This is a genomic window from Candidatus Thiodiazotropha endolucinida, assembly GCF_001715975.1.
Taxonomy (GTDB): domain Bacteria; phylum Pseudomonadota; class Gammaproteobacteria; order Chromatiales; family Chromatiaceae; genus Thiodiazotropha; species Thiodiazotropha endolucinida.
This window is the reverse complement of record NZ_MARB01000029.1, coordinates 19,666-33,381: the sequence shown is the minus strand read 5'-3', so window position 1 is coordinate 33,381 and position 13,716 is coordinate 19,666. Positions and strand designations below refer to the sequence as shown.

General features: G+C 49.5%; 15 protein-coding genes. 5 read left to right on the top strand and 10 right to left on the bottom strand.

All coding sequences use genetic code 11. The features are described 5' to 3' along the window. Nucleotides 1–194 precede the first annotated feature (194 nt). On the bottom strand, nt 195–2,444 hold the full coding sequence (locus CODIS_RS18185) for a bifunctional diguanylate cyclase/phosphodiesterase (protein WP_083220893.1): 2,250 nt from the start codon (nt 2,442–2,444) through the stop codon (nt 195–197). A 348-nt stretch (nt 2,445–2,792) separates the two neighbouring features. Here CODIS_RS18185 and CODIS_RS18180 point away from each other — a divergent pair, with 348 nt between their 5' ends. Then, nucleotides 2,793–3,941: a hypothetical protein gene (locus CODIS_RS18180; protein WP_154723199.1), complete on the top strand. Its 1,149-nt coding sequence runs from the start codon at nt 2,793–2,795 to the stop codon at nt 3,939–3,941. Nucleotides 3,942–3,947: 6 nt separating this feature from the next. Here the strand turns inward: CODIS_RS18180 and CODIS_RS18175 are convergent, their stop codons facing one another. From CODIS_RS18175 to CODIS_RS18135, 9 genes are all read right to left on the bottom strand, one after another. Further along, nucleotides 3,948–4,265, bottom strand: coding sequence for a hypothetical protein (locus CODIS_RS18175; RefSeq protein WP_154723198.1), 318 nt, complete (start codon nt 4,263–4,265; stop codon nt 3,948–3,950). A gap of 238 nt (nt 4,266–4,503) precedes the next feature. After that, the gene (locus CODIS_RS18170) at nt 4,504–5,958 is read right to left on the bottom strand and encodes a DegQ family serine endoprotease (protein ID WP_069127876.1); all 1,455 of its coding nucleotides are present in this window, start codon (nt 5,956–5,958) and stop codon (nt 4,504–4,506) included. 325 nt (nt 5,959–6,283) lie between these two features. Next, entirely contained in the window at nt 6,284–6,679 is a 396-nt protein-coding gene (locus CODIS_RS18165) for an Hsp20/alpha crystallin family protein (protein ID WP_069127873.1), read from the bottom strand. A gap of 19 nt (nt 6,680–6,698) precedes the next feature. Next, on the bottom strand, nt 6,699–7,142 hold the full coding sequence (locus CODIS_RS18160; RefSeq protein ID WP_069127870.1) for an Hsp20/alpha crystallin family protein: 444 nt from the start codon (nt 7,140–7,142) through the stop codon (nt 6,699–6,701). 109 nt (nt 7,143–7,251) lie between these two features. Beyond that, entirely contained in the window at nt 7,252–7,683 is a 432-nt protein-coding gene (locus tag CODIS_RS18155) for a DUF4399 domain-containing protein (RefSeq protein ID WP_069127867.1), read from the bottom strand. Between the two features lie 23 nt (nt 7,684–7,706). Further along, nucleotides 7,707–8,195, bottom strand: coding sequence for a DUF411 domain-containing protein (locus tag CODIS_RS18150; RefSeq protein WP_083220892.1), 489 nt, complete (start codon nt 8,193–8,195; stop codon nt 7,707–7,709). Between the two features lie 31 nt (nt 8,196–8,226). Next, nucleotides 8,227–8,730 carry a c-type cytochrome gene (locus tag CODIS_RS18145; RefSeq protein WP_069127864.1) on the bottom strand — a complete coding sequence of 168 codons (504 nt, stop codon included), beginning with the start codon at nt 8,728–8,730 and terminating at the stop codon, nt 8,227–8,229. 12 nt (nt 8,731–8,742) lie between these two features. Continuing rightward, nucleotides 8,743–9,381 (bottom strand): copper resistance protein B, encoded by a 639-nt coding sequence (locus tag CODIS_RS18140; RefSeq protein WP_235615275.1) that lies wholly within the window; start codon nt 9,379–9,381, stop codon nt 8,743–8,745. A gap of 77 nt (nt 9,382–9,458) precedes the next feature. Then, entirely contained in the window at nt 9,459–11,300 is a 1,842-nt protein-coding gene (locus CODIS_RS18135) for a copper resistance system multicopper oxidase (protein ID WP_069127857.1), read from the bottom strand. Nucleotides 11,301–11,546: 246 nt separating this feature from the next. Between CODIS_RS18135 and CODIS_RS21060 the strand changes: the two genes are divergently transcribed. From CODIS_RS21060 to dsrE2, 4 genes are all read left to right on the top strand, one after another. Beyond that, nucleotides 11,547–11,747, top strand: a complete 201-nt coding sequence (locus CODIS_RS21060) for a hypothetical protein (RefSeq protein ID WP_154723197.1) — start codon at nt 11,547–11,549, stop codon at nt 11,745–11,747. Between the two features lie 281 nt (nt 11,748–12,028). After that, complete coding sequence (locus tag CODIS_RS18130) at nt 12,029–12,637, top strand: TetR/AcrR family transcriptional regulator (RefSeq protein WP_069127854.1); 609 nt, start codon at nt 12,029–12,031, stop codon at nt 12,635–12,637. 74 nt (nt 12,638–12,711) lie between these two features. Continuing rightward, complete coding sequence (locus tag CODIS_RS18125) at nt 12,712–12,942, top strand: sulfurtransferase TusA family protein (RefSeq protein WP_069127851.1); 231 nt, start codon at nt 12,712–12,714, stop codon at nt 12,940–12,942. A gap of 99 nt (nt 12,943–13,041) precedes the next feature. Next, nucleotides 13,042–13,569, top strand: a complete 528-nt coding sequence (dsrE2, locus tag CODIS_RS18120) for a sulfur carrier protein DsrE2 (RefSeq protein ID WP_154723200.1) — start codon at nt 13,042–13,044, stop codon at nt 13,567–13,569. Nucleotides 13,570–13,716 lie beyond the last annotated feature (147 nt).

The window sequence follows — 13,716 nt, the reverse complement described above, 5'->3', positions numbered from 1 at the left end:
TAGAAATTCATATTATTCTATTTTTTTAAATATGCGATTTACCCAGTTGGGCACTCAATCGATTTTTACTGCCGGGATGTCTAGTGTCGGCTTTCAGCTGTCCGAAATTGAGAAGTCCTGCCAAAGAAATGCTGTAAACAGCACCATTTCAGAATATATTGGGATTATGATACTAAATCGCTCTGATTGATGAGTTACGACCACATGCTTCTTCCATTATCAATATTACTGTTTAAAATTTGCCTAATCTCATCAGCGTCGACTGGTTTGCTGAATAAGTAACCTTGTGCAGTGTCGCATCCCAGATTGTTCAGCACTTCAAACTGATCGGCGGTCTCGACACCCTCGGCAATGATTCTGTGCCGCAACTTATGGCCTAAATCGATCATAGATGCAATCAGAAGCTGTGTTTCATCATCGGATAGCATGTCATTGACAAAGTGCCTGTCTATTTTCAGGTAATCAGCTGTTAGATGTTTTAACGATGCAAACGACGAATAACCCACTCCAAAATCATCGATCGCTATCAACACGCCAAGGTCTTTCAATTCTCGAAATACAGTAAGGTTTTCTGGATTTGTCTGGACAACATTTTCTGTTACTTCCAGTTCCAGTTCAGTTGGATTCATGCCTGTCTCTTCAATGACGCGATTGATAAGGGAAACAAAGTCCTTCTCGAGAAAATGGCTTGGTGATATGTTCACTGCCATCCTGACTGCCGGTAGGCCTGCCTTTCTGCACGCAACTGCATGATTGCATGCTGTACGCAATACCCACTCAGTGAGTGGTTTGATCATGCCTATTCTTTCGGCTGTGGCAATGAACTCTGTTGGGGGAATCTGGCCCAGCTGTGGGTGATTCCAGCGTGATAATGCCTCGACACCGATTATTTCACCGGTACGCATCAGTATTTGGGGCTGATAGACAAGAGACAACTGCTGTTTTTCAACTGCCTCCCTTAGTGCTTGCTCTACCCGGAACCGATGCTCTGCTCTATGGGTAAGTTCAGGCCTATAGAAAGCAAATTGGTTTTTACCGTGCTCCTTGGCAGAGTAAAGAGAAGTATCAGCAGCCTTTAGCATGGAGGAGAGATATTCCCCATCATCAGGGTAATGGGCGATACCGATACTGCAGCTTGGGATAAATTTTCTGGCAGATAACTCAATCGGTTCTGAAATCATATCCAGGCAACGTTGAGCCACATGTGCAGCTGCATAGTCATCATCCACGTCTTTCACAATGATGCAGAATTCGTCACCGCTGAGACGTGCCACAAAATCAATCTCCCGGCTGATACTCTTCAGACACTTGGCAATATCTTTGAGCAGCAGATCACCCGCGTCATGCCCAAGACTGTCATTCACACCTTTGAAATCATCCAGGTCGACATACAGAAGCGCGAAACGTCGCCCACTGCGATTGGATGTTTTTATCGACTCTTCAAGCTGTTGATAAAAGCGCGCACGACTGGCGAGCCCGGTCAGTTCGTCTTTATAGGCTAACTCACGGATGCGTTTCTGGGCTTGATCGCGCTCCATAACGATTCCAGCGAGCCGGGCCGCGGATTTCAGATCCTCTGATTCCTCATCATTGGGCAGTGCAGGATGATTGTAATACATGCCAAAAGCGCCCAGCACCTTTCCCGAAGAATTTTTAATGGGTTCGGACCAGCAACATCGCATGCCGTGTGGCAGTGCTGCATGCTTGATTTTTGCCCACTTGGGATCCGTTTCAATATTTTCCACAAGCACCCGTTGACCGGTATAGGTGGAAGTGCCGCATGACCCGACGTTAGGTCCGTATTTCAAGCCATGTACTGCGTCGCAATACGCCTTAGGCAGGCTCGGCGCTCCGCCATGCAGGAGTTTTCCCTCCTCCAGTTCAAGCATGGAACAGCGCATGCCGGGATGACGCCCCTCATACATCAACGCTATCTGGTCATAAATCACCGGTGCTGGTTTTCCAGTTGCAATCATCTCCAGGATTTCAGCATTTTTTGCTAAGTATGATTCAGTCTTTTTGCGTTCCGTGATATCGACATGGGTTCCCACCAATCGCATCGCTTTACCGTCAGATGCACGATTGACGAGAAATGCACGGGACAACACCACGACCTCATGGCCATCCTTGTGTCGCATACGCATTTCAACTTCAAATGAATCGGCATTTCCGGACAGATGATCTTCAACCGTTTTTAAAACCCTGTCCTTATCATCCGGGTGAACCAGACTTGCCCATGTATTCAGATGATGTGCAAGCTCGCTCTCTTCATAGCCGAGCATGCTTTTCCACTGGCGTGAGTAATAGACCTCATCTGTCTCCAGATTCCAGTCCCATAGCCCGTCATTTGCCCCTTTCAAGGCCAGAGTAAGACGCTCTTCACTGAGAAATAGTTTATGCTCAGCAGTTAGTTGTTGCTTTAACTGACTGTTATCATTAGACATTATTTAATTATGGCCGTTCATGACAGGCAATGTACAAATCCTACTATTTCTACATTCATATGCGACCCTAGTACAAATCAATTTGTTCTGTAATAAAAGCTGTAGGCAAATAGGCATCCAAAATTTAGGGGAGATCACTGTCATCTACAAAGCCTTCATGAGTCTGACAATTCAGAATGTCTGTGCACTTCTATGAATCAGCAGCTATATTAGTGAAACTTCTTGTGATTCAATATTTTACTGGAAATCTTGTCATCACTATTATTACCCTGTAACCAATGAAATAGGGAACCTTTCTCACATCACATAAGCCCAGCTGATCACTACTCTGCAATGACTGAAACCCTGATGAAGACTCTTACCCTGTTAGCGTGCATATTCCTTGGAGCCTGCGGTTCCATTCCAAGGATACCCGTAGAGGGGGAGTTTTTCGGGGAGCCTGTTAAAACCACTGTGGATTCTGAGATAGCGCGTTACTATCTTGAAAATTATCTCGCTGAAAATAATGACAACACGGAGATGGCTAAAAAGATTTCTGCGCTTTATAGCCAGAATAAACAATCCATTCCGTCGCGAGAAGAGCTGAGGATAATCTCACATAAATATTCGGTCGATTTTGCAGCACTATTTCTTGCGGATCGTCTTTTGAACTATAAATGCAATGTAGAGATCAATCGGGCCTTCTCACGCCACCTCAACACAGAGACGACAGTCAACGCAGACATCGCTTCATATAGAGTGCTGTTTGTACCAGGATGGGACTACGTGGAAACCGGGTATTTCACCGGATCGGATTTTGCAAGACCTCGCGAACTAGCCGATGAGTTCGGTCTTGAGAACTATTTTGTCAATTTACCGCCTACCGGAGGCGTGGAAGAGAATGCAGCCGTACTGGCAGCGGATATCGCGAGGCATATGCTCTCCAATAAAAAGATAATTCTGGTTGGTGCGAGCTCTGCCGGACCGGCGATTCATCTGGCGCTCAGCAATCGATTTTCCGAACGAAAGCATGGCGATATCGCGGCCTGGCTCAATCTGGGCGGCATTCTTCAGGGCAGCCCGATTGTTGATCACTACCAAACCTGGTATCGGTACTGGTTATTGACTTTGGCTACTTGGCACAAAGGCTGGGACAAAGAGGCAATATTGAGCATGGGTACCAAACAAAGCAGAAAACGATATGCTCGCCTACAAATAGATCCTGATATTTTAGTCATCAACTACATAGGCATTCCCCTCTCCGGACAAATCAGTCGATACTCTGGCGAAAATTATCCAATACTGAGATCTGAAGGGCCAAACGATGGTTTAACGCTTTTAACTGATGCAATTGCACCGAGCAGCCTGACAATTGTTGCAATGGGCAGTGATCACTTTTTTGCGGAGGATCCAAGGATAGATCAAAAGACCGTGGCACTGATGAAGTTACTCGTTACATATCTGGAGAAAGGCCTGGAACGAAAGTGCAGCGGTTTCGCATCGCAAGAAGCACGATGAAAATCCTTAACTGTTCAGGGTATCCTGAGTTTCATCGAGTAACGTTCTGAACTCGTCTAGATTCAGCGCGGTTGGAGATTCAGGCAGATTGGATGATGTGCCAGCCAGATCTATCCCTACTAAAGAGTCCTTACGTAGAGTGTCTATCATCTTGAGCAGATCCAGGTTGTACAGCAGTGAACGATCCCTGATGAGTATACGCTGATAGATTCGAATCATACGCTCATCACTCTCAGTTACAGGCGGAGTATGTTCTGCAATCTTCTGTAGGTAGTATTCGCAGTTTTTCTGTCTGGAAAGAGAAAAAGATTCTAAACCGTTCATGATTTACAGCCTACTGTCTATTGAACCGCACATACCAGTATTTAAGCAGTAATTATGCCATGCTATAAAAATCAGGAGGTTGGCTATGGTTGAATAAACGGCGTGTAAACTATTTCGACGCTTTCAGAATTTCATTCCGAAATAGAATGTCCGATTGATAATTTAGTGTAGGAAAAATGTTCCCAGTGACGATGTCAAGACCAGGCCTTAAAAAAGGCCTGGCCGACATTGAACTGGATTACCAGCGAAGCACAACAAAGCGTGACATGCCCCCTTTCGTTACCAGGAGTAAGACTTGACGCTGACTACGCCCTTCGTTGATCCGTTTCTCAAACTCCCCGGCATTTGTTACCGGATTACGATTGACCTGGGTAATAACCGTTCCTGCGTCAATCCCGGCCATTGCCGCAATTGAACCCGGTGAGACATTGGTAACAACCACACCCTGTGTTGTATTGGTGCCAAAGGATTCTGCAAGCTCTTTGTTCAGGGTCTGTACCGTAAGTCCCAGCTCCTCTGTGGTCTTTGTGTTCGAACCGGCTACTGATGATTGCTCACTCAGTTCGCCCACTGTCACCTCAACGGCTTTGGGTTTGCCGCTTCGTATGATCTCCAATACCACCTTACTGCCGGGAGAGGTCAATGATATACGGTTGCGGAAATCACCTACATTGCCAACATTTTTTCCATCAAGTTTGAAGATCAAATCACCCTGTTTGAGCCCGGCTCGATCCGCAGGTGAATTTTCAGAAACCTCTGCCACAAGAATTCCTTTTTGATATTTCGTACCAAAGGATTCAGCCAATTCGGGTGTCAGGGGCTGGATCATGATGCCCAGAAATCCACGCGTAACCTCCCCTTTGTCGAGAAGCTGATTGGCAATGCCTTTGGCCATGTTGATGGGTATGGCGAATCCCACGCCCATATAGCCACCGCTACGGCTGAAAATAGCCGTGTTGATACCGACGACTTCTCCATCCAGGTTTACCAGGGGTCCTCCTGAGTTTCCGGGATTGATGGCAGCATCGGTCTGGATGAAATCCTCGTAATCGCTGATACCAAGACTTGTACGTCCTTTTGCACTGACAATCCCGGCAGTCATGGTGTGGCTGAGACCGAATGGGTTGCCAAATGCCAACACCCACTCTCCAACATCAAGCTTGTTGGAATCGCCTAGCGAGAGTGCCGGCAAGTTATCGGCGACTATCTCCAGGACTGCGATATCAGATTTCGGATCACTGCCCTTGATCGTTGCGGAAAATTCATGACCGTTCTTGAATTTGACGGTTATCCTGTCCGCTCCCTCAACAACATGATTGTTGGTCATGACATAGGCTTTGTTCGAAAACAGCCCTTTGTCGTGGGAAAAGACAAACCCCGATCCCTGCCCCAGCGAACGATGTCTGCGCGGTTTCTGTGGCTGCCTCGGCGCACCGGGAAATTGCGGGCCAAAGAAGCGCCGGAAAAGATCATCGCCAAACGGCGAACCAAAAGGGGAATATTCATTGTTTGGCGTACGCTCCCTGACTGTCTCGATCTGAATGAAAACGACCGAAGGAGAGACTTTTTGCGCCACGGAGGCGAAGGCTTTACCGGTTTGGCGCAGGCTCTCGATACCTCCTTGCTGAGCACTTAGGCTCATCGACAGCAAACAGAAGAGAATAAGCATTATTATGGATAGATGCCGCTTCATGACGATCTCCTACCGGTTCAGTATTTACCTTATCTATTCAATACAACTAGGCTGACTCTCAAATATTATAATAACCGGAGATAACAGCCTTTGCAGACTGATGCAGTCCTTGTAACTCATCACACCCGTTTCTGATCGCCGGGCTTTAGGATTAGGACCTGTTAGTGCCTGTTAACACTAATCGAGTCGGCCCTAAAACGATCTAATTGACCCTCCGAGTCTCGATAAGTTCACAGCAGTAAGCGACATTCACAGAGACCAATTAAAAAGCCCCGGACTGAAGCAGTCCGAGGCAAGCTTCCGCAATGAAAAGTAGAGGGGTTACTTATCCGTTGCGAATCTCAATTTTACGGGGCTGGTACTGTTCACGTTTCGGAATCCGTAACGACAATACGCCATCTTTAAGATTTGCTTCAGCCTTGTCCCCGTCCAACTCACTGCTCAATGAGAAGCTGCGCTGGTAGCGGGTAGCGCACACGTCCGCATACAGGGCCTGCATCGCCTCAGGGGTGTCGATCTCCGCCTTGCCGTCTATGGACAGGGTCTCGTTGTCCACTTGAATATCCAACCCCTGTTTCGTTACGCCGGGCAGATCCGCCCTGAGGGTGATGCCTGTCTCATCTTCAAGGATATCCACATTGGGCCGAATACTGCGTTGCGGTAATTCACGCCGTTGTTGCGGTTGAAGATCCTGTTTGGTTATCTCTTTACTGGTACTCATTACTTATACCTCCCGCCAATTACTGAACGGTGATCTGTCGTGGTTTGGAAGACTCTCGACGTTGGATGACAATATGCAGAACACCATTGTCGTAACGGGCTTCTACCTTGTCCGCGTCCACATCATCGGGCAGTGTGACCACCTTATGAAAAGCGCCGTCATATCGCTCTTTTCGAAAATAGTTCAGTCCGTCATCCCGCTCAACGTGTCGCTCGCCTTTGATGGACAAGCGGTTATCATTGATTGAGATATCCAGCTCCTCAGGATTCACGCCGGCCGCAAACAGATAGAGATCAACCTGTTCCGGTGTTACGCCGACGTTGATTGGCGGAATGTTATCGTTGGCAACGGACCGCATCGTATTCGGCCAGAACCCTGCACCGAAAAGCTGATCCATCTCCTGTTCCAGACGCCTGAATTCATTGAACAGGCCTGAATCGAAGCCGTGTATTCTTGGCAACATTAGACTCATCTCCTTGCACTGAAATGCAATAAATCGTTACGTTGCCTATTAGATAGGGATGGCCGATTCTTTTTTCAAGCCCGCCGTTGACTGAATCAAATCAATTGGGTCACTCGACGGTAATCGTGATCTTCTCCGATATCAGGGGCGGATCATGGGGTTCATGGGTTTCGTCACCCAATAAGAGTTGCAGGGTGTGCTTACCAGGCGACAGATCCAATACCGCCTCCGTCTCTCCCCGATCAAAATGGATATGATGATCATCCCTTGGAATCGGCTGGTCCAGATCGGGCAGCTGTTTCAGGTCAAGCAACAGATGGTGATGGCCTGCCGTATGACGGCGTTTATCCTTCGTACCGGCGGGAACGATACCGAATCTTTCAATACCGAACTTCACCTTCAGGGGAGTGCTCACCACAGCCCCATCGGTTAAACCGATAAAAAACACCCGCGCATCTTCGGGTGGTGTATGGGCAGTGACTGAAACAGCAAAGGCACTTAGACAAAGTATATAGATGGTCCTTACAAGCGTTGTATGCATAGTCTGCTCCACCAACCGTTTACTCAGTAGCGGGAATAGACTTCAGTCTTACCCTTCCCGTCAAAGATAAGCACATCATAATTATCCCTCCTTGGGCCTTCCATGCCGGGCGAGCCCATTGGCATACCGGGAACACTGATTCCCTCGACCGCCGGCTTCTCCCTCAATAGACGCACAATCTCCTTGGCCGGCACATGACCCTCGACGACATAGTCACCCACCACGGCGGTATGGCAGGATTGAAGCCCTTGCGGAACATTCAGTGTACGCTTCACCAACTGCATATCTCTTCTGTCATGCGCTTGCACGGAAAAGCCATTCTGTTGCAGATGTTTTACCCAATCGTTGCAACATCCGCAGGTCGGGCTTTTGTAGACGATGACATCGGCTGCGAATGAATGAGTTGATAGGGTCAGCGCCGCCAGCAGAAGAAGGAATGATTTGAAGTGATGGCATATTTTACCTGCACGATATCCATTCCGATACGAATTACTCGTCTCTAGTCTAATCATAATTGACCTCGTTAAACAATTCTCAGTGGTGTCACCCTTTTTTCTGTAGCGGTAACAGTGTCCCGGCCTGCTGATCCCGCTCATACCAGATTGCATAGATCTCATCGGACCAGTTGGACTGCACCCAGGCCAGTATGTCATCGATCTGCTGTGGCTTCAGCTTCTCACCAAATCCCGGCATGGTACCGCCCAGGGGTATGCCGCCGAATTTCACTGTCCTTCTTAAGACTGAAAGCGGATGGTGCCAGGTATGTGCCGTACCGTTGAGCGGAGGCGGTGGATAGTTACCTTTTTCATCCAGCTGTTGCCAATTGGTTGTGCCGGAGGCATCGGGTTTGTGGCACTCCGCGCAAAACTGTTGGTAGAGTTTGCCTCCATTGACAACCTGTTGACTGTTGTACCAACGCTCGGCAGGCATAGCCTGGGTTTGAGATTGTACAACAGTCCGGCTGGATGACTCGCTCTGCGGTTTATCGCAGGCGGAAACAATTAGGCTGATGGGTATGAGCCATAGTAATATCTGTTCTCTTTTCATAGTAAAGACCTCTCAGTACCAGGCACGCACACCGACCAACCATTCTAGATCACTGACATCCTCGCCCTCCTCCCTGGCGTAATCTGCCGTGTCGCCGAAACGCTTCGACCAGTTGACGCCAACATAAGGCGCGAATTCTCTTTTTACTTCATAGCGCAGCCGAAGGCCCAAAGAGAGATCGGAAAGCCCCGAACCTATACCCACCTCTTCATCATCCTTTGTGTGTAGGTTGACCTCGATTTCCGGCGTCAGCACCAGCCTTTGGGTGAACAGGTATTCGTACTCGGCATCCAAACGTACGCCAATCTGTCCCGACTCGCCGGCAAACAGCGACGCATCCACTTCAAACAGGTAGGGAGCCAATCCCTTCAAACCGATGGCCAGCCAATCTCTTTCGGGATCGGGTATCAAATCTCTTCGCCAACCTACCTGAATATCCCAGAAGGGAAATATGGCCCGGCTGTAGAGAAGCTGTATCTCAGCCTCCTCGGTCTCTCCGTTAGGTCTTTCCAGCTCTGTCTTAAACCAGAACTTATTCAAGTCATAGCCGACCCAGGCCTCAGCGTCCAGCACCAGGGGATTCGCTTCATCACCCTCACGTATCTCCAGCTTTTCGATCATCACTTTATAGATCAAAGGATCATCGTTCATACCTCCCGCCGATAGTGAAGCGGGTAGCAATATACTTGAAAAGAACGTCACTTTTTTATTCATTGCATAGCCCCCACTCAGCTCACGATAACCGTGCGAAACATGCCGAGCATGTGATAAAGCAGATGGCAGTGATAAGCCCATCCACCTTCTGCATCCACACTGACCCGATAACTGATGCGAGATCCCGGCTGGACGATTACCGTGTGTTTACGAGGCAGGAAATAGTTGTCTCCACTCTCCAGATCACTCCACATGCCATGCAGGTGCATTGGATGATTCATCATTGTGTCGTTGACAAAGTTTATACGAAGCCGCTCCCCCAGTTTCCATCGCAATGGCTCAGCGTCAGCATGTTTGACACCGTTGATCGACCACATATAGCGAGCCATATTCCCGGTCAGGTGGAGCTCTATCTCCCGGTCCGGATCAGGATGCCCCCTGGTCGTGTGCAGGCTGCGCAGATCGGCATAAGTCAATACCCGGCGGCCGTTGTTCCTCAGGCCGACACCGGGATCATCCAGTCGATATTGGGGGTCCTCCGATAACATATCCACATGGGGCCCATATTCCGTCGCCGCATGATTAACGGGGCCGGTGCTGAAGTCGGACGAATTGGGCGCCATCTGCTTGATGCGGTCTGTCATTGTATGTTGGCTATGATCCATGGCCCCTGGCATATTGTGTTGACTATGATCCATAGTGGCAGGCATGTTGGGCTGACTATGCCCCGCATCTGGCATGCCATGATCCATATGATGATGCATACTCATGCCCATATCGCGATGCTCCAGGTTGGCCACCTTATCCAGCGAAGGGATGTGTGCGGTCATCGACAAGTGGGGTGTAAGCGTCCCCCGGGCATAACCGCTGCGGGCGATATCCTGGGCAAAGATTGTATAGGCGGCGTTATCGGCCGGTTCCACCAATACATCGTAGGTTTCTGCTACACCGAGGCGGATTTCATCAACCGTAACCGGTTCAACATTCTGACCGTCTGCTGCGATCACGGTCATTTTCAATCCCGGTATGCGCAGATCAAAAAAAGTCATGGCCGATGCATTGATGAACCTGAGACGGATCTTCTCCTTGGGTTTGAACAATCCGATCCACCCATCCGCCGGATTTTTCCCGTTCATCAGGTAGGTATAGGTAAAGCCTGTGACATCGGAGAGATCCCGCTGGCTCATGCGCATCTCGCCCCACATCTTGCGCTCGTTCCAGGTAGTGCTCAAACCCTTTTGCTCCAGGTCTCGCATTAGATCCCCATGGGTGCGCTCGTTGTTATTGTAGTAGTGGCTCAACTTTTTCAGCTTCGCATAAACATCGTTGGGATCTTCGTCTGTCCAGTCCGACAGTAGCACCACATAATCCCGGTCATAGGCGTAAGGCTCGGGTTCTTTAGGATCGACGATGATTGCGCCATAAAGACCGGTCTGTTCCTGAAAACCGGAGTGACTGTGATACCAATAGGTACCGCTCTGTTTGACGTCAAACCGATAGCTGAAAGTCTCACCGGGACGGATGCCATTGAAACCGGTTGAGATACCGGGTACCCCATCCATGGCGCTCGGCAGGATAATCCCGTGCCAATGGATGGAACTGGTTTCCGGCAGCAGATTGGTGATGTTCAAGGTGACCTGATCGCCTTCCCGCCAACGCAATACCGGTGCCGGCAAGCTACCGTTCACTGTCGTAGCGACACGTGCACTGCCGGTAAAGTTCACCGCAGTTTGAGAAATGGTCAGGTTAAATACCCTACCCTGCAGTGTTGTGCTACCCGGTTCATTCCCTCTACCCGCCAATAAACCGAATGGCTGCAATCCCAGCGCTGCACCCCCCAAAGAGAGGCCGGTGACAAACCTGCGACGATGTAAATTGACACCCTCATTCAGTAACCTGTCTAAATCTCTTCTCATTGCGACTAATTCCTCTGCAATTCAGCAACACACAAGCGCTGTTTTGCATTATCAATCTTCGATGTTTTCGTTAAGACACTGCGAAACCGGTGTCAGAATGCGGCGGAATCAGAGACGTGGTGGTCTGAAGGGCGGAGAGTCAGCTTGCTGAAGTATTGACTGGTCGATGAATATCGCTTGAACAGCACTTGCAGTAATAGAGAGGTCGATCAATTGTGAAGGGACAAGATAGGCTGTCGATGCGCAATGGCTGAGGGAACAGGCATCACCAGTGCAACAGCCTCCATCGCTGCTCAATTGACCAAGATGGCAATTATCATCGGACATGTTTCCGACAACAGCTTCTGCAGAGTGTGGGTCGTGAGCCATTCCTTCATGAGACGATCCGTCATCGATTGCCAGGAGTGGTCCTGCCATAACGCCCCGGAAGGGAATCAGGTTCAGTGACAGAACCAGTAGCACCAATACTGTTTTTCGAATGAATGCGCGCATACCAGGCAGGGAAGCTGATGTCTATTGTCAGTTGAAGTTACCAGTTCGAAATAGGGTTGACTGAAAAGTTCCGATTAACAAGAGACTAGATGAAAATTGTTATATATAACCCCATTTTAATTCCGGGTTTTACAAACTGGAGAGTTAGATTGTATGGGTACGGATCGGAAGAATAGCGGCCAATTGATCAATACAAAGACTTGACTTGACCGACCGGTCTAATATACTGAGTGATCATGAGTATCACCCCCGACACCAAAGAGCGTATCCTGGCCACAGCCCGTGACCTGTTTCACGGCCGCAGCTATGCGGATGTGGGCATCAAGGAGATCTGCACCCTGGCCAAGGTACAGAAAGGGAGCTTCTATCACTTCTTCCCCTCCAAACGAGACCTGGCGATGGCGGTCATCGACAGCATGGCTGACGACTGGGCACACGGCTTCGTCGCCGAGGCATTTGACGAGGCACTTCCACCTCTCGAACGACTCGATTACATGGTGGATGCAGTCTACTTCTGGCAGAAGGCGGCAAAGAACTTGGAAGGCCGCATGCCCGGCTGCCTGTTTGGCAACCTGGCACTTGAGATCAGCACCCGCGACGAGGTGATCAGGGCCAGGCTTAATGCCGTCTTCAACAAGGCCAGCGCCCGTTTTCACCAGGCCCTTGAGGAAGCGGTTGAGAACGGCGAGATCCCCCCCCTGGACACGGAGGCCACGGCAACCGCCATGTTGGCCTACCTGGAAGGTGTGATTCTTCTCGCCAAGACACGCAACGATCCGGATGTGGTGAGGTCACTGGGTCCGGCTATCAAAAGCATACGGATAGAGCACAGGCAAACTAACTGATATTTTTTTATATATAACTTGACCGACCGGTCATCTTGTACTTTCTCGTCCACTTGTTGTAAAGGAGCAATGTCATGAGTGAGAACATACACACCCTCGATGCAAGAGGCCTTAACTGTCCCCTGCCGATCCTGAAGACCAAAAAGGCGATCGCCGCACTTGCAGCGGGAGATATTCTTGAAGTCACTTCAACCGACCCCGGTTCAGTAAAGGATCTGGACTCATTTTGCAGCCAGACTGGTCACGAGATGGTCTCCAGTGAACAGCTCGAGAATGGTTTCTTTTTTAGAATCCGCAAGGTCTGAAATTCCTGACAGGAGGCTAGCATGAGCAACACAGCATCACAGATCGATATTCCCACCAAAGACCTGAACAGCTGGTTTGATCAGCGTTTCGAGGAGAAGATGGCGGAACGGGAGGCGGCGCATATCCCCTCGATGACGATCATCGCCACCAAGGGAACCCTCGATATGGCCTACCCACCCTTCATCCTCGCCTCAACGGCGGCTGCGCTGGGTTGGGATGTCTCCATCTTTTTTACCTTTTACGGTTTGAACCTGCTGAAGCAGGATCTGGATCTCAAGGTGACACCCCTTGGCAATCCGGCCATGCCGATGAAACTGCCCGAGGGACCCAACTGGATCAAGGGCAAGGCGCTACCCATGCCGACCTCGGTCATGACCCTTATGCGGGGATTTGAGTCGATGGCGACAGGCCTGATGAAAAAGACTATGGACAATAAAGGTATCGCCAGCATAGAACAGCTACGTGAAATGTGCATCGAGTCGGAGGTCAAGTTGGTTGCCTGCCAGATGACCGTGGATCTCTTCGATTACGGTAAGGATGATTTCATCTCCGAAATCGAGGAGTGGGTCGGTGCCGCCAGCTTTCTGCCTCGGGCAATGAAGGCTAACGTCAATCTTTTCATATAAAAGTATGGAATGCCCCCTGTCCGGGGGGCATGTGCTGCGCCCTAGTCATCGCGGTCTGCCTTCGGCCGGTGAAAGCTTTACCGAATCTCTCTGTACAAGGCGTATGCCCCAGCCGCTATATGGTAGCCAAGCGGAAATCGCCTCTCA

Bases quoted from the DNA above. Each gene is read 5' to 3' on its own strand.
- CODIS_RS18135 (WP_069127857.1), bottom strand. From the start codon at position 11,300: ATGAGAAGAGATTTAGACAGGTTACTGAATGAGGGTGTCAATTTACAT.
- CODIS_RS18145 (WP_069127864.1), bottom strand. From the start codon at position 8,730: ATGAAAAGAGAACAGATATTACTATGGCTCATACCCATCAGCCTAATT.
- CODIS_RS18140 (WP_235615275.1), bottom strand. From the start codon at position 9,381: ATGAACGATGATCCTTTGATCTATAAAGTGATGATCGAAAAGCTGGAG.
- CODIS_RS18180 (WP_154723199.1), top strand. From the start codon at position 2,793: ATGAAGACTCTTACCCTGTTAGCGTGCATATTCCTTGGAGCCTGCGGT.
- dsrE2 (WP_154723200.1), top strand. From the start codon at position 13,042: ATGGCGGAACGGGAGGCGGCGCATATCCCCTCGATGACGATCATCGCC.
- CODIS_RS21060 (WP_154723197.1), top strand. From the start codon at position 11,547: ATGGCTGAGGGAACAGGCATCACCAGTGCAACAGCCTCCATCGCTGCT.
- CODIS_RS18175 (WP_154723198.1), bottom strand. From the start codon at position 4,265: ATGAACGGTTTAGAATCTTTTTCTCTTTCCAGACAGAAAAACTGCGAA.
- CODIS_RS18150 (WP_083220892.1), bottom strand. From the start codon at position 8,195: ATGATTAGACTAGAGACGAGTAATTCGTATCGGAATGGATATCGTGCA.
- CODIS_RS18165 (WP_069127873.1), bottom strand. From the start codon at position 6,679: ATGAGTACCAGTAAAGAGATAACCAAACAGGATCTTCAACCGCAACAA.
- CODIS_RS18125 (WP_069127851.1), top strand. From the start codon at position 12,712: ATGAGTGAGAACATACACACCCTCGATGCAAGAGGCCTTAACTGTCCC.
- CODIS_RS18170 (WP_069127876.1), bottom strand. From the start codon at position 5,958: ATGAAGCGGCATCTATCCATAATAATGCTTATTCTCTTCTGTTTGCTG.
- CODIS_RS18160 (WP_069127870.1), bottom strand. From the start codon at position 7,142: ATGTTGCCAAGAATACACGGCTTCGATTCAGGCCTGTTCAATGAATTC.
- CODIS_RS18185 (WP_083220893.1), bottom strand. From the start codon at position 2,444: ATGTCTAATGATAACAGTCAGTTAAAGCAACAACTAACTGCTGAGCAT.
- CODIS_RS18155 (WP_069127867.1), bottom strand. From the start codon at position 7,683: ATGCATACAACGCTTGTAAGGACCATCTATATACTTTGTCTAAGTGCC.
- CODIS_RS18130 (WP_069127854.1), top strand. From the start codon at position 12,029: ATGAGTATCACCCCCGACACCAAAGAGCGTATCCTGGCCACAGCCCGT.